Source organism: Bacillus sp. LL01, assembly GCF_001037965.1.
The window spans coordinates 770,516-794,581 of record NZ_LFEL01000001.1 but is presented as its reverse complement, the minus strand read 5'-3'; the positions used below and the strand labels follow the sequence as shown (position 1 = coordinate 794,581).

27 protein-coding genes are annotated in these 24,066 nt (G+C 42.9%); 24 read left to right on the top strand and 3 right to left on the bottom strand.

All coding sequences use genetic code 11. From position 1 onward, the window contains the following. Positions 1-81 precede the first annotated feature (81 nt). On the top strand, positions 82-792 hold the full coding sequence (locus AB685_RS04045; RefSeq protein WP_047969224.1) for a nitroreductase family protein: 711 nt from the start codon (positions 82-84) through the stop codon (positions 790-792). 76 nt (positions 793-868) lie between these two features. Here the strand turns inward: AB685_RS04045 and AB685_RS31655 are convergent, their stop codons facing one another. After that, positions 869-1,042 carry a hypothetical protein gene (locus AB685_RS31655; RefSeq protein WP_198530450.1) on the bottom strand — a complete coding sequence of 58 codons (174 nt, stop codon included), beginning with the start codon at positions 1,040-1,042 and terminating at the stop codon, positions 869-871. Between the two features lie 40 nt (positions 1,043-1,082). Further along, positions 1,083-2,588 carry a BCCT family transporter gene (locus tag AB685_RS04040; protein ID WP_047969223.1) on the bottom strand — a complete coding sequence of 502 codons (1,506 nt, stop codon included), beginning with the start codon at positions 2,586-2,588 and terminating at the stop codon, positions 1,083-1,085. Between the two features lie 154 nt (positions 2,589-2,742). On the opposite strand from AB685_RS04040, the gene AB685_RS04035 reads away from it, so the two are divergent. The 9 genes from AB685_RS04035 to AB685_RS03990 all read left to right on the top strand — a co-directional run bounded on the left by AB685_RS04035 (position 2,743) and on the right by AB685_RS03990 (position 8,785). Then, complete coding sequence (locus AB685_RS04035) at positions 2,743-3,024, top strand: YqhV family protein (protein WP_047969222.1); 282 nt, start codon at positions 2,743-2,745, stop codon at positions 3,022-3,024. Between the two features lie 77 nt (positions 3,025-3,101). Next, on the top strand, positions 3,102-4,034 hold the full coding sequence (gene spoIIIAA / locus AB685_RS04030) for a stage III sporulation protein AA (RefSeq protein ID WP_053073719.1): 933 nt from the start codon (positions 3,102-3,104) through the stop codon (positions 4,032-4,034). Beyond that, positions 4,031-4,546 carry a stage III sporulation protein SpoIIIAB gene (spoIIIAB, locus tag AB685_RS04025; protein ID WP_047969221.1) on the top strand — a complete coding sequence of 172 codons (516 nt, stop codon included), beginning with the start codon at positions 4,031-4,033 and terminating at the stop codon, positions 4,544-4,546. Before spoIIIAA ends, spoIIIAB begins: the two co-directional genes overlap by 4 nt. Positions 4,547-4,783: 237 nt before the next feature. Then, on the top strand, positions 4,784-4,987 hold the full coding sequence (gene spoIIIAC / locus AB685_RS04015; protein WP_010194848.1) for a stage III sporulation protein AC: 204 nt from the start codon (positions 4,784-4,786) through the stop codon (positions 4,985-4,987). A 16-nt stretch (positions 4,988-5,003) separates the two neighbouring features. Beyond that, positions 5,004-5,393 (top strand): stage III sporulation protein AD, encoded by a 390-nt coding sequence (gene spoIIIAD, locus AB685_RS04010; RefSeq protein ID WP_082153489.1) that lies wholly within the window; start codon positions 5,004-5,006, stop codon positions 5,391-5,393. Positions 5,394-5,644: 251 nt separating this feature from the next. Continuing rightward, on the top strand, positions 5,645-6,817 hold the full coding sequence (spoIIIAE, locus tag AB685_RS04005; RefSeq protein ID WP_047969218.1) for a stage III sporulation protein AE: 1,173 nt from the start codon (positions 5,645-5,647) through the stop codon (positions 6,815-6,817). A 12-nt stretch (positions 6,818-6,829) separates the two neighbouring features. Next, the gene (gene spoIIIAF, locus AB685_RS04000; protein ID WP_047969217.1) at positions 6,830-7,453 is read left to right on the top strand and encodes a stage III sporulation protein AF; all 624 of its coding nucleotides are present in this window, start codon (positions 6,830-6,832) and stop codon (positions 7,451-7,453) included. Positions 7,454-7,459: 6 nt separating this feature from the next. Then, positions 7,460-8,128, top strand: a complete 669-nt coding sequence (gene spoIIIAG, locus AB685_RS03995; RefSeq protein WP_047969216.1) for a stage III sporulation protein AG — start codon at positions 7,460-7,462, stop codon at positions 8,126-8,128. A 3-nt stretch (positions 8,129-8,131) separates the two neighbouring features. Continuing rightward, positions 8,132-8,785, top strand: coding sequence for a SpoIIIAH-like family protein (locus AB685_RS03990; protein ID WP_047969215.1), 654 nt, complete (start codon positions 8,132-8,134; stop codon positions 8,783-8,785). A 58-nt stretch (positions 8,786-8,843) separates the two neighbouring features. On the opposite strand, the gene AB685_RS03985 is transcribed toward AB685_RS03990, so the two are convergent. Then, on the bottom strand, positions 8,844-9,824 hold the full coding sequence (locus tag AB685_RS03985) for a nuclease-related domain-containing protein (RefSeq protein ID WP_047969214.1): 981 nt from the start codon (positions 9,822-9,824) through the stop codon (positions 8,844-8,846). A gap of 284 nt (positions 9,825-10,108) precedes the next feature. On the opposite strand from AB685_RS03985, the gene AB685_RS32330 reads away from it, so the two are divergent. From AB685_RS32330 to recN, 14 genes are all read left to right on the top strand, one after another. After that, complete coding sequence (locus tag AB685_RS32330; RefSeq protein ID WP_277814267.1) at positions 10,109-10,240, top strand: hypothetical protein; 132 nt, start codon at positions 10,109-10,111, stop codon at positions 10,238-10,240. Between the two features lie 371 nt (positions 10,241-10,611). After that, positions 10,612-11,115, top strand: coding sequence for an acetyl-CoA carboxylase biotin carboxyl carrier protein (gene accB / locus AB685_RS03980; protein ID WP_047969213.1), 504 nt, complete (start codon positions 10,612-10,614; stop codon positions 11,113-11,115). Between the two features lie 16 nt (positions 11,116-11,131). Beyond that, on the top strand, positions 11,132-12,484 hold the full coding sequence (gene accC, locus AB685_RS03975) for an acetyl-CoA carboxylase biotin carboxylase subunit (protein ID WP_047969212.1): 1,353 nt from the start codon (positions 11,132-11,134) through the stop codon (positions 12,482-12,484). Between the two features lie 21 nt (positions 12,485-12,505). Next, positions 12,506-12,910 (top strand): Asp23/Gls24 family envelope stress response protein, encoded by a 405-nt coding sequence (locus AB685_RS03970; RefSeq protein WP_047969211.1) that lies wholly within the window; start codon positions 12,506-12,508, stop codon positions 12,908-12,910. Positions 12,911-13,281: 371 nt separating this feature from the next. Then, complete coding sequence (nusB, locus tag AB685_RS03960) at positions 13,282-13,677, top strand: transcription antitermination factor NusB (RefSeq protein WP_047969209.1); 396 nt, start codon at positions 13,282-13,284, stop codon at positions 13,675-13,677. A gap of 29 nt (positions 13,678-13,706) precedes the next feature. Beyond that, positions 13,707-14,582 carry a bifunctional methylenetetrahydrofolate dehydrogenase/methenyltetrahydrofolate cyclohydrolase FolD gene (gene folD, locus AB685_RS03955; RefSeq protein ID WP_047969208.1) on the top strand — a complete coding sequence of 292 codons (876 nt, stop codon included), beginning with the start codon at positions 13,707-13,709 and terminating at the stop codon, positions 14,580-14,582. Positions 14,583-14,726: 144 nt separating this feature from the next. Further along, positions 14,727-16,082 carry an exodeoxyribonuclease VII large subunit gene (xseA, locus tag AB685_RS03950; protein WP_047969207.1) on the top strand — a complete coding sequence of 452 codons (1,356 nt, stop codon included), beginning with the start codon at positions 14,727-14,729 and terminating at the stop codon, positions 16,080-16,082. Beyond that, entirely contained in the window at positions 16,075-16,311 is a 237-nt protein-coding gene (locus AB685_RS03945) for an exodeoxyribonuclease VII small subunit (RefSeq protein ID WP_047969206.1), read from the top strand. Before xseA ends, AB685_RS03945 begins: the two co-directional genes overlap by 8 nt. Positions 16,312-16,323: 12 nt before the next feature. Beyond that, positions 16,324-17,208, top strand: a complete 885-nt coding sequence (locus AB685_RS03940; RefSeq protein WP_047969737.1) for a polyprenyl synthetase family protein — start codon at positions 16,324-16,326, stop codon at positions 17,206-17,208. 761 nt (positions 17,209-17,969) lie between these two features. Beyond that, positions 17,970-18,575 (top strand): hypothetical protein, encoded by a 606-nt coding sequence (locus AB685_RS03935; RefSeq protein ID WP_047969205.1) that lies wholly within the window; start codon positions 17,970-17,972, stop codon positions 18,573-18,575. A gap of 19 nt (positions 18,576-18,594) precedes the next feature. Beyond that, complete coding sequence (gene dxs, locus AB685_RS03930; RefSeq protein WP_047969204.1) at positions 18,595-20,487, top strand: 1-deoxy-D-xylulose-5-phosphate synthase; 1,893 nt, start codon at positions 18,595-18,597, stop codon at positions 20,485-20,487. 6 nt (positions 20,488-20,493) lie between these two features. Then, positions 20,494-21,330 carry a TlyA family RNA methyltransferase gene (locus AB685_RS03925; protein ID WP_047969203.1) on the top strand — a complete coding sequence of 279 codons (837 nt, stop codon included), beginning with the start codon at positions 20,494-20,496 and terminating at the stop codon, positions 21,328-21,330. Positions 21,331-21,441: 111 nt separating this feature from the next. Next, positions 21,442-21,891 (top strand): transcriptional regulator ArgR, encoded by a 450-nt coding sequence (argR, locus tag AB685_RS03920; protein ID WP_010194884.1) that lies wholly within the window; start codon positions 21,442-21,444, stop codon positions 21,889-21,891. 22 nt (positions 21,892-21,913) lie between these two features. After that, positions 21,914-23,620, top strand: coding sequence for a DNA repair protein RecN (recN, locus tag AB685_RS03915; protein WP_047969202.1), 1,707 nt, complete (start codon positions 21,914-21,916; stop codon positions 23,618-23,620). The last annotated feature ends 446 nt before the right edge of the window (positions 23,621-24,066 follow it).

The following is a 24,066-nucleotide window of genomic DNA, read 5'->3' as shown; positions in this document are numbered from 1 at the left end:
TCTCGATTAACTGTAGTTGACAAAGGAACAGTTAACAACCTATACTGTTCTTGTAGAAGATACAGTTAAAGGAGAATGAATATGTCTAAAAAAACCATGAGTAAAGAAGAATATTTAAATAAAGTAAAAGAAATAGATACAACGAAAGAAGCTCCAAAGCAGTTAGAAAATACAGACTTTCTAACAGTCGCAAAAGAACGCCGTTCAGTAAGACAGTATGATCCTGCATTCAAAATGGATAAAAGTGAAATCCTAGAGATTCTAGAAACAGCTACGTTAGCACCATCATCTAGCAACCTTCAACCTTGGAGATTTCTAGTGATTGAAGATCAAAAGGAAAAAGAGCGTTTGTTGCCAATCGCTAATAATCAGCAACAAATTGTGGATGCTTCCGTTGTCATTGCTGTACTTGGAGACCGAGAAGCTTACAAAAATGCTGACCGCATCTATAGTGCAATCGCTGAAAAGGGTAGAATGCCAGAAGACGTTAAAGACATGTATGTAAACAGCATTCTTGTTGGTTATGGGAATTTCTCGAAGGAACGCTTAGCGAAAATTGCTCACATAGACGGTGGACTTGTCGCTATGCAATTAATGCTGGCGGCTAAGGCAAAAGGCTATGATACTGTTCCAATGGGCGGTTACGATGAAGAGCAATTCATAAAGGTATTCAATATTCCAAAAAACTATGAGGCCATTATGCTAATTTCCCTAGGCAAAGGAGCCAAAGCGGGCTTTGAGAAAACGCGTCTCCCGCTTGAGGATGTTGTAAATTGGGATCGATTTGAATAAAAAAGAGTACGCATTCTCAATGGAGGGTGCGTACTTTTTGATATTTAAATAAAGTCGTTATTGAATTAATCCCCGTCTATTCATTGATTTGTTGTTGAACCTGTTGGATTTTCTGTTGAGCCTTCTCAAGTTCGCCTATAGCAAAATAACATGCTTCTGATTCTGTACTACTTGAACTAACTTGTTTTAAATGATGATGTGCTTTATGGATGATATCTTGCGCTTTTTGTAGTTCACTTTTAAAGTTCATAGTAAATCGTCCCTTTCAACATGTTGTATAGTGAATCCACTCAATTCTCCTTCGTCTTCTTCAAAGGAACTTTCCCCTTAACCTCCATTCGAAAGGCTTTGACAATTGCGAAGGCCATCATCAGTAACACAAAAGTCAAAGGAAAAGCACTCACAATGATGGCGGTTTGAAGACCTTCCAATCCGCCTGAGTACATTAACACAACAGCAGAAGCAGAAAGGATTAATCCCCATGTTAATTTTACAAAAAATGGGGGATTTATATCTCCATTGGTTGTCTGCATGCCTAACACAAACGTAGCGGAATCCGCGCTTGTGATAAAGAAGGTTGCAATCAGCAAAATAGTAATTATCGATAAGACGGTCCCGAATGGTAAGAGTTTATACACATAGAATAGGCCAGTTTCAAAACTTTGGGCGGAAACTTGAGCCCCTTCAAACAGTTCTAAATGGATTCCAGTACCTCCGAAGACACTGAACCAGAATGCGCACACAAGCGTCGGCACCAACAATACGGCAATGACAAACTCTCGAACGGTTCTCCCCTTAGACACCCTCGCGATGAACGTGCCAACAAATGGTGACCAGGAAATCCACCAGGCCCAATAGAAAATCGTCCAGCCCTCTATCCATTCCGCATTTTCATTATTGAATGGAGCTAAACGGAGCCCCATGCTCGGGAGGTTTTGGATATAGTCACCAAGAGTGGTCGTAAATAAATTCAATAGGAAAGTAGTAGGTCCGATAAAGAGCATGGCTAATAGCAGAAGCGTGGCCAAAATCATATTGGTATTGCTTAGATATTTGATTCCTTTGGAAAGGCCAGTCCCTGCAGAAATGATGAATAACACCGTCACAATCGCCATGATGGTCAGCTGGATAGTAAAGTTACTCGGAATACCGAAGAGATAGTTAAGTCCCCCATTTATTTGTTGTGCCCCTAGCCCCAAAGAAGCACAAACTCCGAAGACAGTGGCAAACACAGCAACGATATCCACCACTTTTCCAAAAGTTCCATTCGTCTTCTCTCCAAAGAGAGGGGACAAAGTAGCACTCATCAATCCTGGAGCGTCTTTTCTAAATTTGAAATACGCGATGGAAAGAGCGATGGTCGCGTAGATGGCCCATGCATGAAAACCCCAGTGTAAAAAGGTGTAACGAAGTCCTAATTTTGCAGAAGCAGCAGTGCCTCCTTCGCCAAGTGGTGGAGAGGAAAAGTGAGAGATAGGCTCTGCTACTCCGTAGAAAACAAGTCCGATCCCCATACCTGCGCTGAACAGCATTGCAAACCAAGTCAAAGTAGAGTAATCGGGAAGATCCTTGTCTTTGCCAAGCTTTATTTTGCCGTATTTGCTGAAAATGAGATATAGAGCGAACAAAAGAAAGAAAGTAGCCGCTAGTTGATAAAACCAGCCAAACACATCAAGAATGAAGGAGTTTGCCTGATCCATTCCTTTACTAAAGGGTTCGGGGAAAATCACCCCAATTAAAACAAACAAAGCAGCAATGATAACGGAGATCCAAAAAACTTTGCCGATACCTTTCATAGCACCCACGCCTTTCCCAAATTAATCCTTTCGCTAGCATTCCCTAAATTACCTCATTCCTTTCAAACTAAATTCACTTCTTCTTTCTTTCTCAACAGCATAGGTTGTACAAGATGCTCTAATCGTGCAACTGCAAGAGGGAGGACAAATAACAATGAAAAAAATGTTAAGTCATTTCGACCCGTCCGTTTTATCTATGGCAGGGATTCGAATTTTTTCGGGATTACTAGAAATTACTGCTGCCATCATCATGCTCAGTTTGAATGATGTGAAAAAAGCGGTTGTGGTGAACTCGATGCTTGCGGTGGTGGGGCCGCTGATCTTCATTTCCACCATGATGATAGGACTTATTAGCATGGCGGATGAAATTTCTTTTTCCAAAATGATTTACATCGCGATTGGTTTGGGGTTTATCTTATTCGGTATCTATAAATGAGAAATTGTATTCCGTTGTTATATATTGTCCACCAGCGCATACATTGTAAGTAACAAAAGGACAAGAAGGGGATATGTATGCTTGCAAGTATTACTGCCGTTTTGCCACCGGATATATCCGGTGTAATTGATAAACTTTCAGTGCCATTAAAAGAACGAATGGAAGAAATTCGAGTCCGCGTGAATCGCCCCTTGGAACTGATTATTGATGGAGATCCTTTTTTTCCTTCCTATATTGTCACTGCAACGGACGCGATTCATATTTTGAATAAAATAAGCAAGCATTCTATCTATGCTCTAGAAGAAGAACTCAAACGTGGTTACATCACCATTACTGGAGGTCATCGTGTTGGACTTGCTGGCAAGGTGATCACTGAAAAAGGAAAGGTAAAGGCGATCCGGGACGTTTCTTCTTTTAATATCCGTATAGCTAAACAGAAAATCGGAGTGGCAACACCGTTACTGCCATACCTTTACGACAAAAACAGGTGGCTAAGCACGATGGTAATCGGCCCTCCGCAAACAGGGAAAACGACACTATTAAGAGATCTGGCCAGAATCATGAGCTCAGGCTGTGAAGAAAAGCGTGTTGCATCTTGCAAGGTCGGGATAGTGGATGAACGGTCCGAAATTGCAGGTTGTGTACATGGGATACCTCAACATGATTTGGGACAAAGGGTAGATGTGTTGGACGGTTGTCCAAAGGCAGAAGGAATGATGATGATGATCCGCTCTATGAGTCCGGATGTCATAGTGGTTGATGAGATCGGAAGAATGGAAGACAGCGAGGCGGTCATGGAGGCGGTCAATGCAGGTGTAGGACTGCTCATGTCAGTACATGCCTTCTCATTTGATGAATTAAGTAGCAGACCAAGTCTTCGGGAGATATTATCCTTGCGGGCGGTGAAACGCTTTGTGGAATTGACCAGAAGCAACGGTCCCGGCTCCATCAAGAGAATAGTGAATGAAGTGGGAGAGGAGATCTACCGGGAAGAGAGTGTGAGACGATGATTAAGTTGATAGGGGCAGTGTTCATCATAGTGGCTACATCTTGGGCAGGTTTTGAAGCTGCAAGGCATCTAACAGAAAGACCAAGGCAATTGAGGCAATTAAAGGTTGCGCTGCAGTCGCTTGAAGCGGAAATCATGTATGGCCATACACCCCTTTCAGATGCGACGAAAAACATTGCCAAGCAATTGGAAAAACCTCTCTCCTGGTTCTTTGAAGGCTTCTCTTATAAATTGGACAAAGCCAATTTGTCTGTAAAAGAGGCATGGCATGAAAGCCTGGAGGATGTCTGGAATACAACCGCCTATAAAAATGCAGAGCTTGAAATCATGAAACAATTCGGCGAAACACTTGGCCAACACGATCGCTACACCCAACAAAAGCACATCCAGCTAGCATTGACGCACCTCGAACGGGAAGAGCTAGAAGCCCGCGACAAACAAATCCGGTACGAACGAATGGTAAAAAGTCTAGGAGTGCTCTCCGGGTTACTACTTGTAATTTTATTGATTTAGGGGCTGGAGATGTTTCCTGTTGGGAAATGCGAGATTTTCTAGCTGGTGCTTGGAGCAAAAGGCGTAGACTCCAGCGGGAGAGTAGCGACAATCTTGAGACCCCACAGCGAAGCGAGGAGGCTCAAGGTCGCCCCGCGGAAAGCGCAGCCTTTTGCGGAAAGCAACAGCGGCGCATACCAGAGGCAAAAGGAAAGAGAAACGCACCAAAGCAAACCGCAAAAAATAGGAGGAGCGTCCATGGGCATTGAAGTAGACGTAATATTCAAAATCGCCGGCATCGGAATCGTCGTAGCCTTTCTGCATACCGTGCTAAAACAGCTCGGCAAAGAAGAATACGCACACTGGGTAACCCTACTCGGCTTTATCTATATTCTTTTTATGGTAGCAAGCATCGTCGACGACCTGTTCAAAAGAATTAAATCGGTATTCCTGTTCCAATGATAAGGGGTGTTGACCTATCGAGATCCTTCAAATAGTAGGTCTTGGCTTAATCGCCACGTTTCTTGCACTAGTTGTGAAAGAGCAGAAGCCGACATTCGCATTCATGCTGGTCGTATTTGTCGGCTGTGCCATTTTCTTATTTTTAGTAGAGCAAGTGTTTGACGTCATCCGCATGCTCGAGCGAATCGCCATTAATGCCAATGTGAACCTGATCTATGTAGAGACCATACTGAAAATTGTCGGCATCGCCTATATCGCAGAGTTCGGTGCACAGATTACAAAGGACGCAGGCCAGGGTGCCATCGCATCCAAAATCGAATTGGCCGGAAAAGTTTTAATATTGGCCATGGCCATTCCCATCCTGACCGTCATCATCGAAACCATTATCAATCTCATTCCTTCTTAAAAGGCTGTTTTCGTAAACTTTGTTGCTTTTACGTAATTATAAACCAACCGTTATATTCCTTTCTGTTATGCTCTTTTCCTGGCGGTACAGGATAACTTGCATGCCAATTTTATAGTAGATAAGCAGTGAAAAATCCAAAGACCGATTTTTCCTAGTAAAAAGTCCCAAATGCCGACTTTTTACAAGGGAATAGCAACAATCTTTGAGAAAAGAGCCTCTTAAAAATGAAACCTAAAGAGGGGAGCATACCCATGAAATTCATTCTTGCAATTATTGCAGCCTTGTTAATTCTACTGTTCATTCCATTCGAAGTTGTACAAGCCTCCCCCTCCTCACCGTCTGAACTAGTGACAGAGCAAATAGAAGGGGTCGATGTGGAGGAAATAAAGGCGTATTGGGAAGAGATCATGGAGGAATATGGCGGTTTTTTGCCGGAAAGCCAAAAAGGAACTTTTATGGAATTTGTTAAAGGGGACAAGTCCTTTTCTTTGAAAGAGTGGTCGAAAGGCTTTGTCAAATATCTATTCCACGAACTTCTTGCAAACGGAAAATTACTGGGAAGCCTTATTTTACTTACTATCTTCAGCATGTTCCTGCAAACGCTCCAAAACGCATTTGAACAGAAAACGGTCAGTAAAGTCGCCTACAGTGTCGTATTCATGGTGCTGATCATCATCGCGCTCAACAGCTTCCATATTGTCATTTCCTATACCCAGGAAGCAATCAGTGCCATGACGGGCTTCATCATCGCATTAGTACCACTTCTTATCGCACTCATTGCATCCTCAGGGGGACTGGTCTCAGCGGCATTTTTCCATCCTATTATTCTGTTTTTAATGAACACAAGCGGTCTGCTCATTCAATATGTCGTGCTCCCCCTATTATATTTGGCCGCCATCTTGAGCATTGTCAGCACCCTTAGTGAACACTACAAAGTGACGCAGCTTGCACAACTTTTAAGAAATGTCAGTATCGGAATTCTCGGAATCTATCTGACCGTTTTTCTAGGTGTCATTTCCGTACAGGGGGCCACAGCGGCTGTAACGGACGGGATCGCCATCAGGACCGCAAAGTTTGTGACAGGAAACTTCATACCGGTAATAGGAAGGATGTTCACCGATGCCACGGATACGGTCATTACAGCCTCTCTTTTATTGAAAAATACGGTGGGAATTCTTGGAGTTGCCACGTTGGTTTTACTGGCCGCTTTTCCTGCAGTGAAGATCTTATCCATTGCCATCATCTATAAGCTCGCTGCAGCTCTGCTTCAACCATTGGGTGGGGGAACGGTCATCAAGTGCCTGGACATCATCAGCAAAAGCATCATCTACATTTTTGCAGCGCTCGCCATTGTCTCTTTTATGTTCTTCTTAAGCATAACGGTCATCATTGCAGCAGGTAATATCACTGTGATGGTCAGGTAAGGGGGAGGAACGATGAGTTACTTAACTGAATGGATTACTAGTATCATTTTATTTATTCTTTTAGCGACAGTAGTAGAAATGCTGCTCCCGAATTCTTCCATGCAGAAATATACGAAACTGGTGATCGGTCTATTGCTGATCGTCGTCATACTCACTCCCATCTTGAAGCTGCTTTCGACTGACATGGACGAGCTCTTTGCCAAGATAACGACCCACTCGTCCTACACTTCAGAAAAAAACACGGAAATTTTGATAGAAATGAAGAAAAAAGAAATACAAGCCTCACATGCTGCATACATTTTAAATAAAGCGGCTGTCCTAATGAAAGAAGATGTGGAGGAGGAGTTGAGGGAAAGCTATGGTTTAACCGTAAAAGACCTGAAAGTTGTTGTGAAAAATGAGGACCAGCTTACAGAAATACCTATAGAAGAAAACATAGAATCCGTTGTGATTCTACTCGAACAAGCCGAACAAAAGACAGCCATTCAAGTAGTAAAGCCTGTACAAATTGACACCTCCAGACAAAAGGAACCAGCTCCTTCCTCGAAAGAAGAAGGGAAGATAGCAACTTTCCTAGCAAATCGATGGCAACTACAACCAACCAATATATCTGTAGCAGTCGAAGGGGGGGATTAGTACAAGGTGGAAAAGAAAAACCAAGCTTTCATTCCATGGCTAAAATCTCTGCTATCCAATCAGTCAAAGGACAAAAAAGCCAAATACCAATACATGACAGTAGTTCTCGTACTTGGTGTGGGATTCATGCTTTTTGGTACTCTGTTTTTCGGTGAGGAAAGTGCAAGCTCTCCAGGAGGTGGCGTGCTTCCGGCCATGAATCAGCAAGAAACGGAAGATGAAGAAGTATTCGGACATAGCGATGATGCCAACGCACCTTCTACTATCTCTGATTACGAGGCAAGTTTTGAGAACCAGCTGAAAGAAGCTTTGGAAGGGATTATCGGGGTTAATGATGTCTCCGTAGTCGTAAATATCGATGCCTCCGAAAAGAAAGTCTTTCAGATAAACAAAACGACATCCCAACAAACAACCGTCGAAACAGACAAGCAAGGTGGGGAGCGAAACGTGACAGACAGTTCACAAGACGAACAGGTTCTCGTAATCAGGAAAAATGAACAAGAGATCCCGGTTGTATCCGAAACAAAAAAACCGGTCATCCGAGGTGTTCTGGTAGTCGCAAAGGGCGCTGAAAATATACATGTCAAACAAATGATTTTGGAAGCTGTCACCAGAGTGCTCGACGTACCGCAGCACAAAGTCGCAATACTTCCGAAAAAATCCGAGGGGGAATAATCCATGTTATTAAAAAAACAAACCGTCTGGTTACTAACCATGCTTAGTCTAGTTTTTGTCCTATCTGCTTACTATTTCATCGGCGACCAACAAGCCGGTGAACAAATGGTAAACGATGCAGAACAGCCTGCAGCAACGGAATCCGCTGAAAATCATGATGGAGAAGAAGGGGAAGCTGCTGGAACTGATGGGGAAGAAGGGACAGAAGGTGCTGAAGGTGCTGAAGGTGTCAAAGGGGAGGAAGCTACTGAGGAAGATGGTAGCGCAGTTGTGAAATATATCTCCACTGATGAAACATTCGCCGAAATGCGCTATGAGCTAGAAAACCTCCGTAGCGTCCATCGCGCAGAACTAAAAGATAGAATGGCAAGCACAGAGCTTCCGGCAGAAGAGATCTCCAAAGCTGTCGACCAATATAATGAACTTGCTCATGTCTCTGAAAAAGAGCAGATCCTGGAATCCACCATCCGTTCCCGCAAGGACGTGGATGACGCACTTGTCCGAGTAACAGACGGCAAAATCCGTGTAACAGTCAAAACCGAAGCTCACTCACCACAAATGGCAAACGATATCTACCACATGGTCCGCCAAGAGTTTGCTGATGTACGCAACGAAGACATCGCATTCCACTTCCCGCCAGCGGAAGAGAGTGAATAATAATATTTTAGGATAGATAAAGCACCGGGGCCCTGGATGTGAGGGGGTCCGGTGTTTTTTATAAATAATAGACTCTTTGACTCGTGTTACCTGCGTACGAGAGGCCAGATGAAAGCAACAAACGTCGTGCAGTTCTCTCATATCTAATTCCCGTGATTTTCTGAAACTCAGAAGCAGTAATGGTTGGGCCGATTAATAGCTTATAATCTTTTAGTAGCTTAAGGTGTGCATTCTTACAACTGTTGTTACATTTAGGACAGAGCCAAGCACCATAAATTCTCTCGCAACTTATATGAAGACATTTCTGACATTGCACACCTTTTAATATACAATTTGGAGTTACTCCATACTCTTTCTTCAGGTCTATAAAGGTTACGGGCTCGTTCTTTTTAATTATAAGAGAGCTTAGCTTACGCACATTTCTTGCGTCCCACGTTTGTTTAGTATGTTTTTTCGTGAATTCTGAAACCTTTGACTCAACCCCTGAATTGCGGACTACCATACTTTTAACGAGATTGGGATGCGAAATGCATTTAATTTCTGCCCTTGAATTCGCAATAACTACTAAACTTTCACTGGGACCAGGTTGGATATTAAATTCTTTTAACCAGGTTTTGAATTTAGTGAGTTGGTTCTGCACTTGGATAATAGGATCGGAATAGGTGATGGTTTTATCAACGTCATTTTCGGTGATTGTTTGAATGAGTTGTTGGAAGGCCGGGTCAAACTCGAGGGTACCCTTCATATACTTAGTGTCTAATACGAGGAAAAAAGTAGGGAAAATAAGAAGTGTGTCCATTTGAAAGTGATGTCCTTTAAAAGGCAGCCTTATATCTTGTAAAACATAAAGCTCCGCTTCCGTGTCAGGTAACAATTCCAAATAGTAATTGAGCGACTCTTCCCCCTTAAAACCAGCTATATTTTTCCCAAGATCTGATTTTATCTTCTGCAACATCGGGTGCGAGAGAGGTAACCGCCGACTTAAAGCTTCTAATACTTTAATTTTTAAAGATAATTCACGTTCTTTCAATATGATCATAGGCATGCAACTCCTTTTCTAGATGTTACTAGTTTTGACAAAGAGGAAGGTTTTTCCTGCAAGATATTAAGAAAATTATAATCTTCTTAAATGTTTGGGTGAAAAGGTTTTAGTGGAAAGCTTTTAAGCAAATTAATCCTTTGAACTACATATGTAAAAAAGGAACTAAAAATTTGCTGAAAATTAAAGAGATGTGAGCATTTTGAGCGAGTTGAAAATGGTTCGGACAATTTTTAAGTAGGTTCGGTCATTTCCGTACTGTTTTTGAAGGGGTCTTCGGACAATTGAATGTAGCGTTTGGACAAGAATCTTGTGGGTTCGGTCATTTGAAAATCTGGTTCGGTCAACTTTTGAAAAACTTCGGTCAAATTCGCGGAATCTTCGGTCAATTTCGTGAAAACTTCGGTCAAGATTAGCAAAACTTCGGTCATTCTTCAAAAATCCCGCAAAAATCCTACCATATCCCATTCTCATGCTAGCGACTTCGCTCCGCATAACCACATCCGTCCCCGCAGCCCTGCCGAAAACCTCCTATTCCTCAACACTTCCCCTATCCACCACGACCCAAATCCCCTATAATAAAAATATAAAGCGTTTTCATGCACCATCATCGAAACTGGCACCCAACGCACCGCAATTTAGCACTAGGTAATAATATCTATTACTATTTCTAGTTGAATTTCGCGCGCTTGTATCGTATGATGAATATGAACTATTTTGTTAAAATGTACATATGGACAACAAAGCGGCAACTAATCATCAAAAGGACCAAGGAGTGAACGTAAAGATGTTAAAGATCCAAGAAATCAGAGAAATTATCAAGTTGATTGACCAATCGAATATAGATGAATTTACTTATGAGAATGAAGGTTCAAAGATCAAAATGAAGAAGCATGCCGCACAAACTGTTGTGAGTACACAGGTTGCAGCACCCGCACCTCAGGAAGCACCACAACAATTTCAACAGCAGGCACCTCAAGCTCCGGCTCAACAGGCTTCAACAGCAACTGCTGAAACGAAACAAGAAGCACCAAAGCAGGAAGACCTGAACCTACATAAAATCACTTCCCCGATGGTTGGAACATTCTATGCTTCGCAATCACCGGATCAAGCGGCATACGTACAGGAAGGCGACAAAGTCGGCGAAAACTCTGTAGTTTGTATCGTAGAGGCAATGAAGCTTTTCAATGAGATCGAAGCGGAAGTTAAAGGCGAGATTGTAGAGGTTCTGGTTGATAATGGCCAATTAGTAGAATATGGTCAACCTTTATTCCTTGTAAAAACAATATAAGGAGGGGGAGACAACGATGATTAAAAAATTATTGATTGCCAATAGAGGCGAAATAGCAGTACGTATTATTCGAGCATGCAAAGAAATGGATATCGAAACGGTGGCGGTTTATTCGGAAGCTGATAAGGAATCCCTTCACGTTCAGTTGGCTGACGAAGCATATTGTGTAGGGCCGACCGCTTCTAAAGACAGTTACCTTAATTTCACGAACATCATCAGTGTGGCAAAGCTTACGGCATCAGACGCAATACATCCAGGGTATGGGTTCCTTGCAGAGAATTCGGATTTTGCGGAGCTGTGCCGAGAGTGCAACATCACATTTGTAGGTCCAAGTCCTGAGGCTATCAGCAAGATGGGGACGAAGGATATTGCACGTGAAACGATGCGCAAAGCAAATGTACCAATTGTTCCTGGATCACAAGGTATCATCGAAAATATTACGGATGGCATGTCCATCGCCAATGATATCGGTTATCCTGTCATTATCAAAGCAACGGCAGGCGGAGGCGGTAAAGGGATCCGTGTTGCAAGAAATGAAGAGGAACTGAAAAAAGGGATTTCCATTACCCAGCAGGAAGCGGCTACTGCTTTCGGTAATCCTGGAGTGTACCTAGAAAAATACATCGAGGACTTCCGTCACGTGGAAATCCAAGTAATGGCGGATAGTCATGGAAATACCATCCACCTTGGGGAACGTGATTGTTCCATCCAGCGCCGTTTACAGAAGCTTGTCGAAGAAACGCCATCGCCAGTTCTAGATGCAGAAATTCGTGCTCAGATGGGTGATGCGGCAGTAAAAGCAGCTGAAGCGGTGGACTATACAGGTGCAGGTACGATAGAATTTATATATGACTATCAGAATAAGAAGTTTTATTTCATGGAAATGAACACACGGATTCAGGTAGAGCATCCGGTTACAGAAATGGTAACAGGTGTGGACCTGATTAAGGAAATGATTCGTGTGGCATCTGGGGAAATTTTATCGATCAAGCAAGAAGATGTCGTTTTCAACGGATGGTCAATTGAGTGTAGAATTAACGCAGAAAATCCAGAAAAGAATTTCATGCCGTCTCCCGGGAAGATTGAGATGTATCTTCCACCAGGCGGATTTGGTGTTCGTGTGGATTCCGCGGTTTACCCAGGATACACCATTCCACCATATTATGATTCCATGGTTGCAAAGCTTATCACTTATGGAGCAACGCGTGAAGAGGCGGTTTCTCGAATGAAACGTGCATTAAGCGAATTTGTTATTGAAGGCGTTCATACTACGATTCCTTTCCATCTGAAACTAATGGATCACGAGAAGTTTAAAGATGGGGATTTCAATACGAAATTCCTTGAAAAATATGATGTCATGAATTCATAAAAAATAGTAGGAGGGTTAATTATGAGCGAAAGAAATTTATTGGAAATGGAAAACAACAATTCCCTTGGGAAAGTGGAAATTGCTCCTGAAGTAATTGAAGTCATTGCTGGCATTGCTGCTTCCGAAGTTGAGGGTGTCATGCAGATGCGTGGGAACTTCGCTGCAGGTGTGGTAGAAAGACTTGGGAAAAAGAACCACGGTAAGGGTGTAAAAGTGGACCTTAATGAAGAAGGCATTAAAGTGGATGTGTTCTGTGTGATGCAGTTCGGCATTTCCATTCCGACTGTCGCACAAAAAGTGCAGGATAATATCCGTCAGGCATTACTGAACATGACAGCTCTTGAAGTCACGGAAGTGAATATTCATGTAGTTGGTGTCCAGTTTGAAACTCAAAAGAATGAAGTAGAAGTAGAGCAGGAAATTTAAAAGCACGATCACCTTGTAGGCACTCTCATCAGAAGGGTGCCTACAATTTTTTTGAGGAAATTCCGTATCTTGAAGTTTCCCTTGTGTTCCCCCACAATATTAGGTACAATTTTAGTCGCTTTCTCTTTTTGATGAAAAGTATAGTAGGTTAATATCTCGGTAATGATGAAACTGACATTATTAAATAGAAGCATCACTCATTTCAGGCTCCCCCAGAGCAAAAATGAAAACGGTTAATTCCGAACATTATAGAATAAATTTTTAATTTCGTTAGTGAATAAGTGGAAAAACGAACAAAAAACATGTGTTTTTTTATAAAAATGTGCTATTATCTTTTTATACTAGTATAGGCACGATAAGGAGATCGAACAATGAAACGAAGTAAATCAAGAGAAAAGGCGCTTCAAGCTATTTTTCAAATGGATCTTAGTGATATAGCGCCGGATGAAGCAATTGAAAATGTGTTGCAAGAAGGAGAAAAAGCGGACGACTTCTTAAAAAGTATCGTGCTTGGCACAAAAGAGCATCAAGAGGAAATTGATTCCACGCTTAAAGCCCATTTGGAAAAATGGTCGTTGGATCGTTTAGGAACCGTCGATCGTACCATCCTTCGTATGACAGTATTTGAACTGATGTATGTGGAAGAGATTCCGGCGAATGTGAGTATGAACGAAGCGATCGAGCTTGCGAAAACATTTGGTGATGATAAATCCAGCGGTTTTATCAACGCGGTCCTGTCCAAAGTCAAAACAACAATCGAAAAATAATGCATAAGTAGTAAAAGGGGGAGCTATTCATGTCAGCAGTGATTGTATCAGGTAAAGAACTTGCAACGGAAAAAAGGGCTTTTATTAAGGAAAAAGTGTCAGAGTTACATACGGAAAAGAACATTCAACCAAGCTTGGCGGTAATTCTGATAGGGGAAGACCCTGCATCCCAATCCTATGTACGAGCTAAGCAGAGGGCTTGTGAAGAGGCTGGAATACGCAGCATCTTGGAAAAGTATCCAAGCTCCATCACTCAAGAGGAACTGCTTGAAAGAATCAGCCACTTTAATAATGATATTTCTGTCCACGGTATTCTGGTGCAGTTACCTTTGCCTGATCATATTGATGAACTGGCTATTATTGAACATATTTCCCCTAATAAAGATGTTGATGGGTTCCATCCCCTTAATATCGGCAGAATGATGATCGACCAGAAATCCTTTCTACCATGTACCCCTTATGGGATTGTGGAAATGATCAAATCCCTTAATGTTTCCATTTCAGGGAAGCATGTAGTAATCATCGGAAGAAGTAATATTGTCGGTAAACCGGTCGGTCAATTGCTTTTGAAAGAAGATGCAACTGTAACGTATTGCCATTCACGGACAAAGGACTTGGCCTCTATCAGCAAACAGGCGGATATCCTGATTGCAACAGTTGGTCGTGCGAACCTAATTGGTCCTGAATATGTCAAAGACGGGGCGATCGTCATCGATGTCGGAGTCAATAGATTGGAGACTGGGAAGTTGTGTGGCGATGTCGATTTTGAAACGGTGAAAGAAAAGGCTAGCTACATCACACCTGTTCCTGGAGGGGTTGGTCCGATGACGATTACAATGCTACTGCAGAATACCCTCGAATCCGCACAAAACGAAGCGAGTGAAAACAAGACGTTTTCCTGCTAATATGGTATCTTAGAAGATGGAAAGAACCTCACGTTCTTCCGTCTTTTTTTCGTATAAGTATTGATAAAGTAGATGTTAAATGCGGCGTGTTTTACAGGGCATTCAAATAAGCCGTATTCCATGCCTCAAAAAGGAGTTAACAATATGAGTGAACGCAGATACTTAACGGTTACTGCACTGACGAAATACATAAAACGAAAATTTGATGTGGACCCCCATATGCAAGATGTATGGCTAAAAGGGGAAATCTCAAACTTCAAACAACATAGCAGAGGCCATATGTACTTCACCCTGAAAGACCAGAACGCCCGCCTATCTGTGGTCATGTTTGCTGGTCAGAACAGAAACCTTGTATTCAAGCCCCAAGAAGGGATGAAGGTTCTCGTTCGTGGAGAAGTGACGGTATATGAAGCAAGTGGATCTTACCAGATGTACATAAAAGAAATGCAACCGGATGGAGTAGGCAGTCTGTTTTTGGCATATGAAGAGCTGAAAAAGAAACTATCGCAAGAAGGGCTCTTTTCACCGGAACATAAAAAGCCGCTACCTAAATATCCGCGTGCAGTGGGAGTAATTACTTCCCCCACCGGAGCTGCTGTAAGGGATATCATCACAACCCTGAAACGTAGATATCCGCTAACGAAAATTATCGTGATTCCCGCACTCGTCCAAGGCGCTAATGCTGCCCCTTCCATCGTCAAGGCGATACAGAAAGCCAATCAACAACCGGATTTGGATGTAGTGATTGTAGGGCGTGGTGGTGGATCTATCGAGGAACTGTGGGCTTTCAATGAAGAGGTCGTTGCGAGAGAGATTTTCGCGTCAAAGCTTCCGATTATTTCAGCAGTAGGACATGAAACTGATTTTACGATTGCCGACTTTGTAGCAGATATGCGGGCTCCGACTCCGACGGCTGCTGCCGAACTTGCCGTACCTCACATTAATGAGTTGATGGAGCGATTGTCTGATCGCAAATTCCGCCTGCATAGGGCATCCAATAAATTGATGCAATCCTATAAGGACAGGCTGGTCACCTTGCAAAAATCGTATGCTTTCCGATTTCCGAAGAACCTTTATTCGCAAAAGCAACAGGACCTTGATCGTGTGCTGGATGACTTGGAAATGGCAATGAAAAGAATGGTGGAGCGAAAGTATGTTAAATTTGAGCAGCTTTCTGCCTTGCTTGAACGTAACCATCCAAAAAGGCAATGGGAGAAAGAAAAGCTCTCCCTCGAACAGCGCACCATAATGCTGACCAAGCTGATGCAGCAAGCTTTACAAAAGAAACAATGGGAATTCCAACATAAATTGACGAAAATAGATGGGCTAAGTCCTCTGAAAATCATGAATAGAGGCTACAGTTTAGCTTATCAACAAGATGGGACCATTATTAAAAGTGTGGATCAGGCGGAGAAAGGGGACACCATTCAAGTGCATCTCCAAAATGGCCAATTAGCATGTGAAATACAGGAAGTAAAGGAGAGAAAAGATAATGACTGAAAAGAAGGAAGTAACATTTGAAGAAGCGATGAAAGAACTTGAAAACATTGTGGAAAAGCTGGAAGAAGGAGATGTTCCATTGGAAGAGGCGATTTCTTTTTACAAAGAAGGAATGAAGCTTTCCAAGCTATGTCATGACAAGTTGTCACATGTCGAGGAAGAAATGGAGCAGATTTTGAAAGAAAACGGGGAACTGGAGTCGTTCCAGGTACAGGAGGATGAAGCTTAATTGTCACAGGTGATGGATTTGCAAACCTTTATGAAGGAAAGAAAGAAAATAGTGGAAGATGCGCTTTTTTCCTATATGAATGCTATGGAAGCTCCGCAAGTATTACTCAAATCCATGAACTATTCACTGAAAGCAGGAGGGAAGAGGTTGCGTCCGTTACTGGTTTTGGCGACGTTGCAATCATTTGGCAAGTCCGAAAAGCTGGGGTTGCCAGTAGCTTGCGCCGTTGAAATGATTCATACGTATTCATTGATCCATGATGACCTTCCAAGCATTGATGATGATGATTTCAGACGAGGCAAACCAACCAACCATAAAGTTTACGGAGAAGCCATGGCAATTCTTGCAGGCGATGCGCTATTAACCCACAGCTTTGATGTGATGGAAGATCTTTTAAATAAAGATGTGTCACCTATTAAAGTGGTCACACTTATGAAAGAACTATCGAAAGCCTCAGGTCCAACAGGTATGGTCGGGGGACAGGTAGCGGATATGGAGGGGGAAGGTGCAGCACTTTCACTTGCGGATCTGGAGTATATACATAGAAACAAAACCGGGAAGCTTCTCGGTTATAGCATTGTGGCAGGAGCTATACTTGCGGATGCAACCGAGGACCAAATCTCTAAGCTTGCGTTGTTTGCTGATCATCTTGGACTCGCTTTCCAGATACGTGACGACATACTTGACATTGAAGGGGACGCTGATAAAATTGGCAAGCCAATCGGGTCGGATACCCTTAATGAAAAAGTGACCTACCCTTCTTTATTAACAATGAGTGGAGCTAAAGAGAAGTTGGAATATCATATTAGTGAGGCTAAACGCTTGCTTTCGGATTTACCGTTGGAGTCCGATCTCTTATCACAGCTGTGTGATCTGATTGCCAAAAGAGACCATTAATCGACAAAAATGGTGGTGGAAATTGAGCATTTCCTCTTTTTGTGATATAGTATATGATACAAATGGGTGGTGCAGTATTCTAGTCAGTCTACCTTTTCTGAAGGCGGGCCTAAAAATCCGCTAAAGGGCACATCGATGAAGTTCCTTGTGTCGGCTTGAGGCGCCCAGCCTTGGGTTGATGCTGGGAGTTAAGGTTGTAGGGCGATCCACAATGGCATGTGGGCGAAGACCCTACTTCCGTGGAGGCCCATTTTCGCGCTGGGTTTTCCCCTAGGGGAGTCAGTTGTGGAATGGTGATAAACCTGCTATATGTTTAACTGGGTTAGACATATACAGCGTAGCCTGCCTTGAGTGGAGTTGGAGGGGATTATGGTATAGGATCTATTCGCTAGGCCAGTGAATCTATCTTTGTATTCCATATGAAATCCGCTCTGCAAAAGAGGCTAAGAACTGGTTAAAGGCTGTAGGGGAAAACTCCTAGACTGTTCCGATTTCCAGACATGCGTTAGGGATTATAGTGCGGACTAAGTGGTAATCCAGTCTAGCTGATGGCGACACAGCTAAGGCAGGTTTAATGGGAAACCGCCAGTATGGCGACATCTGGTACTTGCTTGGGAAAACCTACTGGACCTAAGCCGCAGTCTTTACCTAATGCATGACCACCCTTACATATTTAAGTTTGGTGGATTAAAATTAAATGTCTATAATAAAATGTAGGATTACTACAAAAGCTTACTAATATAGAGTTAGGAAATTATACCATGTTAAATAAATGGAAAGATGCAATAAATTGGAGTTTAGCTATCGCCGTTATCACACTCGTGTTAGCGGCTATTTTTTCAATCGTTTCGACCTATCTGCTATCAGGGGTCACTTGGGCGATTGGAATGGTCATCGTGTTCATCATCGTGTTTATCGGAATATTCTTCGATATGCTTGGGATTGCTGCTACAGCGGCAGATGAGACACCATTTCATGCCATGGCAGCCGAAAGGGTAAACGGTTCCAAGCAGGCCATTCAGATTGTCAGGAGTGCTGACCGCTTTGCAAGCTTTTGTAATGACGTAATCGGGGATATTTCCGGAATTATCAGTGGTACCGCTTCAGCGATTGTGGTGATTTCATTTACCATTTCCATTGGCCAACGGGAAGATTCGTTATTCCATTATATAGTGGCAGTGGTATTTACGAGCGTTGTGGCTTCAGTGACTGTTGGTGGAAAAGCCTTCGGGAAATCGATGGCAATCCGCTATTCAACACCCATTCTATTTCAAGTGGGGAAGCTATTTTATTTCCTAGAAGACAGGTTTAAAATAGTTATCATGAAAGAAAACAAAAACAAACGAAAGAATAAGCGAAATCAGTAAGGAAAGAGAGTGATCCCTTTTGGATCTTACAAAGATTGAAAACCCGCAGTTTTTAAAGAAAATGTCTATAGATGAATTGGAGAGTCTGAGTGAAGATGTCAGGCGCTTTCTGATTGAGCAGCTGTCCACTTCAGGGGGGCATATCGGTCCAAATCTTGGTGTTGTAGAGCTTACAATTGCTCTCCATAAGGTATTTGACAGCCCCAAGGATAAGTTTTTATGGGATGTTGGCCATCAGGCGTATGTTCATAAAATCCTGACAGGAAGAGCCTGTGAATTTGGCACCTTAAGAAAATACAAAGGTCTATGTGGATTTCCAAAAAGGAATGAAAGCGAGCATGATGTCTGGGAGACAGGACATTCCTCCACCTCTCTTTCCGGTGCAATGGGAATGGCGGCTGCACGTGACATCAAGGGAACAGACGAATATGTCATTCCGATAATTGGTGATGGAGCTTTGACTGGTGGTATGGCACTTGAAGCCTTGAATCATATCGGGCATGAAAAAAAGGACATGATTGTCATCCTGAATGATAATGAAATGTCCATCGCTCCGAATGTAGGTGCCCTGCACAGTGCGCTTGGAAGAATGCGCACAGCTGGGAAATACAATTGGGTAAAAGACGAACTGGAAGTGCTTCTCAAGAAAATACCTGCAGTTGGCGGGAAACTGGCGTCAACGGCTGAACGCATCAAAGACAGTTTGAAGTACCTCGTTGTCAGTGGCATGTTCTTCGAGGAACTGGGCTTTACATACCTGGGTCCGATTGATGGACATAATTATAACGACTTGATTGATAATCTTAACTATGCGAAAAAAACGGATGGCCCGGTCATAATTCATGTGGTCACTAAAAAAGGTAAAGGGTATGAGCCTGCCGAATTGGATACAATCGGAACATGGCACGGTACCGGCCCTTATAAAATTGAAACAGGGGATTTCCTGAAGCCGGTTGGAGCTGCTCCAGCGTGGAGTAGTGTAATCAGCGAAACAGTGAGAAAGCTTGCACGTGAAGATGATCGCATCGTTGCTTTGACACCAGCTATGCCTGTTGGATCAAAGCTTGAAACTTTTGCAAAGGAATTTCCGGATAGAATGTTTGATGTCGGGATTGCGGAACAGCATGCTGTAACAATGGCAGCCGGTTTGGCGACGCAAGGAATGAAGCCGTTTCTTGCCATCTATTCTACTTTCTTGCAAAGAGGGTACGACCAGGTGGTCCATGATGTATGCCGTCAAAACCTGAATGTATTCTTTGGAATAGACCGTTCAGGATTGGTTGGTGAGGACGGAGAGACGCATCAGGGAGTATTCGACATTGCATTCCTTAGACATCTCCCGAACATGGTATTGATGATGCCGAAAGATGAAAATGAAGGCCAGCACATGGTGTACACGGCAAACAAGTATGACGGAGGTCCTATTGCTCTTCGTTACCCTCGTGGCAACGGCTTAGGCGTCAAGATGGACGAAGAGTTGAAAGAGCTGCCAATCGGATCTTGGGAAGTGCTTAGAGAAGGAACGGACGCTGTTATCCTGACCTTCGGGACGACCATCGGAATGGCACTTGAAGCGGCAGATTACTTGAAGAAAGAAAGCCTTTCTGTAAAAGTGGTCAATGCACGTTTCATCAAGCCGATGGATGAAGCACTACTGCACGATTTATTCAAATCAGGCATCCCGTTTGTAACTATTGAGGAGGCGGTCCTCCAAGGTGGATTCGGTAGCGCGGTCGTCGAATTTGGAAGCGATAATGGGTACACGAACCGAGTAATTCGAATGGGAATTCCAGACCGTTTCATTGAACATGGAAGCGTGAAGGAGCTGCTAAAGGAAATCGATTTAACAACAGAAAAAGTTGTGGAAAATGTTAAATTGATTGCAGCAAGAAGAAAACAAAAAAGGGCTTAATTATATATGGCGAAAAAAGAAAGAGTAGATGTACTCCTGGTGGAACGTGGTCTAGTGGAAACACGGGAAAAAGCAAAGCGCTCCATTATGGCAGGACTTGTATATTCAAATGAACAGCGGTTGGACAAGCCGGGTGAAAAAGTAGCAATTGATGCACCGCTTAGTGTGAAAGGGAACCTTATTCCCTATGTAAGCCGCGGTGGTTTGAAACTGGAAAAAGCGTTGAAAGTCTTTGACTTGAATGTGAAGGACAAAGTTTTACTTGATATAGGCGCATCCACAGGCGGATTCACTGACTGTGCCTTGCAAAATGGTGCGAAATTAAGCTATGCGCTTGATGTCGGCTACAACCAACTGGCATGGAAACTGCGTCAGGACGAGCGTGTTGTCGTGATGGAGAGAACAAACTTCAGATATGTCACACCTGTAGATCTAAACGAAGGAATGCCGGAATTTGCAAGCATAGATGTTTCCTTCATCTCCTTGAAATTGATCTTGCCTGTTTTAAAAACGCTGATTGTACCAGGAAGTGACGTGGTGGCATTAGTGAAACCTCAATTTGAAGCAGGGCGAGAACAGGTTGGGAAGAAGGGGATTGTCAGGGATCCGAAGACGCACCAAGCGGTTATGGAGAAGATTATTGAGTTTAGTATGAAGGAAGGCTATGACGTGATGAACGTTTCCTACTCTCCTATAACGGGAGGTGAGGGGAATATTGAATTCCTCCTTCATCTGCAATGGAATGGGCATACAGAAGAAAGCTCACAGAACAATCTCCAGGTAACCATCCCTGATTTAGTTGCAGATGCGCACCAACAATTGAAGGTCGAAAAAGGGGAATAACTGTACCTATGGTTGTTCCTTTTTTCTTGGATTACTATTTTACATAAAATAAGGATTGAATTAACATAGAGCTAGGCAGTAAAGGTTACATAGACAATAAGGGGGGCCAACATGACAAAGGGCCAAAGACATATAAAGATTAGAGAACTGATTACTAACAGTGAAATCGAAACGCAGGACGAGCTTGTCGACCGTTTGAAGAGCTTGGGATTCAATGTGACACAGGCAACCGTCTCAAGAGATATTAAAGAACTGCATCTTGTAAAGGTTCCGCTTCTGGATGGCAGATACAAATACAGCCTGCCAGCAGATCAGCGTTTCAATCCACTGCAGAAGCTTAAACGCTCCCTCATGGATGCGTTTGTCAAAATAGATATCGCAGGTCACATGATTGTAATGAAGACAATGCCGGGTAATGCCAATGCAATTGGTGTACTAATTGATAATCTTGACTGGTCGGAAATACTTGGAACCATATGCGGAGACGATACCTGTCTGATTATCTGCCGTACACCAGAGGATGCCAAGGAATTATCCGACCGATTTATTAATATGCTATAAAATCACCAAAGGATGTGATGGTATGATTGCTGAATTGATGATCAAAAATTTCGCTATTATCGAATCCCTTTCAATCTCATTTGACAAAGGGCTCACAGTATTGACAGGGGAAACCGGTGCAGGTAAATCCATCATTATCGATGCTATTCATCTGCTTGCAGGTGGTAGGGGATCGCATGAATTTGTCCGTTTTGGTGAAAAAAGAGCCGAGTTGGAAGGCCTGTTCCTTCTCGAAGGTGATAGTCACCCTGCCTATAGGGTCTGTAAGGAACTTGGCATTGATATTGAAGATGAAATGGTTGTCTTGAGAAGAGAAATTCATGCAACCGGAAAAAGCGTCTGCCGTGTCAATGGCAAACTTGTTACTATTGCACTGTTAAGAGAAGTGGGTCAAACATTGGTCGATATCCATGGACAGCACGAACACCAGGAACTGATGGACTCGGATCTTCACCTGTCACTATTGGACCAGTTTGGTGGAGCATCTGTTCAAAAGGAGCTTCAGACATACAGTGATATTTACAAAACCTATAAGGATGTAGAAAAAAGGATACTCGAGCTGACTGAAAACGAGCAAAAGGTAGCGCACCGCCTTGATTTGCTCCAATTCCAGGCAGAGGAAATCAGCAATGCACAATTAAGTATGAATGAAGAGGACGACCTTCTTGAGGAGAGAAATAAAATCAGTAACTACGAGCGCCTTTATCAGTCCATGAATAACTGTTACTATGCAATGCATGGCGAGCAGAAGGGATTGGATTGGGTAGGCCAGGCGATGTCGGAGTCGGAAGGTCTAGAAGAGATCGATAAAAACCTCAAAGATGTTCACGAAATCATTTCGAATTCCTATTATCAATTGGAGGAGCTCTCCTATCGAATCAGGGATGAAATAGATCAGCTCGAGTTTGATCCGAACCGTTTGGATTTCATTGAAGGCAGATTAAATGAGATTAAGCAGCTGAAGCGCAAATATGGCAATACGGTTGCTGAAATTTTGGAGTATGCCGCCAAGATTGAAGAAGAGCTTGAGACCCTGCAAAACCGTGATTCGCATATTCACCAGCTTCAGGAGTCCTTGGATTCGCTTAAACAGGATCTTTCCTTGGAGGCGAAATCCCTAACGGAAGCCCGAAGAAAAGCATCAGAAAAGCTTATGAAGAGCATACATAAAGAACTGAAAGACCTCTATCTTGAAAAAGCAATTTTTGATGTGAACATGAATGTGAAAAAGCAAAAGGCAACAGGGAATATGTTGTTTGGAAAAAATGGTGTGGATGTTGTGGAGTTCTATCTCACAACAAATCCAGGAGAACCGTTAAAACCGATGGCAAAGGTCGCTTCCGGTGGAGAACTTTCCAGAATCATGCTTGCGCTAAAAAGTATCTTCTCGAGACATCAAGGCATCACTTCCATCATTTTTGATGAAGTCGATACTGGTGTCAGCGGTAGGGTAGCACAAGCAATTGCCGAAAAGATTTATCAGGTTTCTGTCGATTCCCAGGTGCTATGTATTTCCCACTTACCGCAAGTCGCAGCGATGTCGGACACCCATCTATTCATCAGCAAAGAGGTATCTGGTGAACGTACAAAGACCAAGGTGCGCGGATTGGATCAGAATGAAAAGATCCGCGAAATCGGCAGGATGATTTCAGGTGTGGAAATAACCTCTTTGACGAAAGAACATGCGCGTGAGCTGTTAGAGATTGCAGGGAGTATAAAGCAAGGGTAAGGCTTTTGAGAAAACCGTTCACATTCGGAGATGTGGACGGTTTTTTAGGTGAATTTTTTTGGGGGGATCAGTCGATTTATGTGTGTTTTGGTTGTATTTTTGTGTGTATAAAACGGTTCGGGGGTTTATGGTTCGGTCAAGAAAGCAAAAACTTCGGTCATTTGCTTTCGAGTTGCTTAGTTAAAGTTGAATGTGGCTAATTTTATTTTTCCAGCTGTTGACGCGGTGCCGTTTTGCGAAAATCAACAGCGGTGTATATCAGACCTTTTACATAAAACGCCACAATCTCACTTCCCAAATAATTATCCCTGTTTCCCGATATAACATAACTATCCATAATGGGTAGCTTTTTTATTAATTCCGTTGTTATAAATGTGGCCTGACAAGGCAAAATTATATAATGTAGCCATGAATGGTGTGGGATAGGACCGAGGAGAGTGAATATG

Coding starts and splice junctions, on each gene's coding strand:
- AB685_RS03935 (WP_047969205.1), top strand. CDS start 17,970: ATGTTAAATAAATGGAAAGATGCAATAAATTGGAGTTTAGCTATCGCC.
- folD (WP_047969208.1), top strand. CDS start 13,707: ATGTCAGCAGTGATTGTATCAGGTAAAGAACTTGCAACGGAAAAAAGG.
- spoIIIAE (WP_047969218.1), top strand. CDS start 5,645: ATGAAATTCATTCTTGCAATTATTGCAGCCTTGTTAATTCTACTGTTC.
- AB685_RS04045 (WP_047969224.1), top strand. CDS start 82: ATGTCTAAAAAAACCATGAGTAAAGAAGAATATTTAAATAAAGTAAAA.
- AB685_RS03970 (WP_047969211.1), top strand. CDS start 12,506: ATGAGCGAAAGAAATTTATTGGAAATGGAAAACAACAATTCCCTTGGG.
- AB685_RS03990 (WP_047969215.1), top strand. CDS start 8,132: ATGTTATTAAAAAAACAAACCGTCTGGTTACTAACCATGCTTAGTCTA.
- spoIIIAB (WP_047969221.1), top strand. CDS start 4,031: ATGATTAAGTTGATAGGGGCAGTGTTCATCATAGTGGCTACATCTTGG.
- AB685_RS03925 (WP_047969203.1), top strand. CDS start 20,494: ATGGCGAAAAAAGAAAGAGTAGATGTACTCCTGGTGGAACGTGGTCTA.
- argR (WP_010194884.1), top strand. CDS start 21,442: ATGACAAAGGGCCAAAGACATATAAAGATTAGAGAACTGATTACTAAC.
- accB (WP_047969213.1), top strand. CDS start 10,612: ATGTTAAAGATCCAAGAAATCAGAGAAATTATCAAGTTGATTGACCAA.
- AB685_RS31655 (WP_198530450.1), bottom strand. CDS start 1,042: ATGAACTTTAAAAGTGAACTACAAAAAGCGCAAGATATCATCCATAAA.
- nusB (WP_047969209.1), top strand. CDS start 13,282: ATGAAACGAAGTAAATCAAGAGAAAAGGCGCTTCAAGCTATTTTTCAA.
- accC (WP_047969212.1), top strand. CDS start 11,132: ATGATTAAAAAATTATTGATTGCCAATAGAGGCGAAATAGCAGTACGT.
- AB685_RS04040 (WP_047969223.1), bottom strand. CDS start 2,588: ATGAAAGGTATCGGCAAAGTTTTTTGGATCTCCGTTATCATTGCTGCT.
- AB685_RS03945 (WP_047969206.1), top strand. CDS start 16,075: ATGACTGAAAAGAAGGAAGTAACATTTGAAGAAGCGATGAAAGAACTT.
- spoIIIAF (WP_047969217.1), top strand. CDS start 6,830: ATGAGTTACTTAACTGAATGGATTACTAGTATCATTTTATTTATTCTT.
- spoIIIAC (WP_010194848.1), top strand. CDS start 4,784: ATGGGCATTGAAGTAGACGTAATATTCAAAATCGCCGGCATCGGAATC.
- recN (WP_047969202.1), top strand. CDS start 21,914: ATGATTGCTGAATTGATGATCAAAAATTTCGCTATTATCGAATCCCTT.
- xseA (WP_047969207.1), top strand. CDS start 14,727: ATGAGTGAACGCAGATACTTAACGGTTACTGCACTGACGAAATACATA.
- AB685_RS03940 (WP_047969737.1), top strand. CDS start 16,324: ATGGATTTGCAAACCTTTATGAAGGAAAGAAAGAAAATAGTGGAAGAT.
- AB685_RS04035 (WP_047969222.1), top strand. CDS start 2,743: ATGAAAAAAATGTTAAGTCATTTCGACCCGTCCGTTTTATCTATGGCA.
- AB685_RS03985 (WP_047969214.1), bottom strand. CDS start 9,824: ATGATCATATTGAAAGAACGTGAATTATCTTTAAAAATTAAAGTATTA.
- spoIIIAA (WP_053073719.1), top strand. CDS start 3,102: ATGCTTGCAAGTATTACTGCCGTTTTGCCACCGGATATATCCGGTGTA.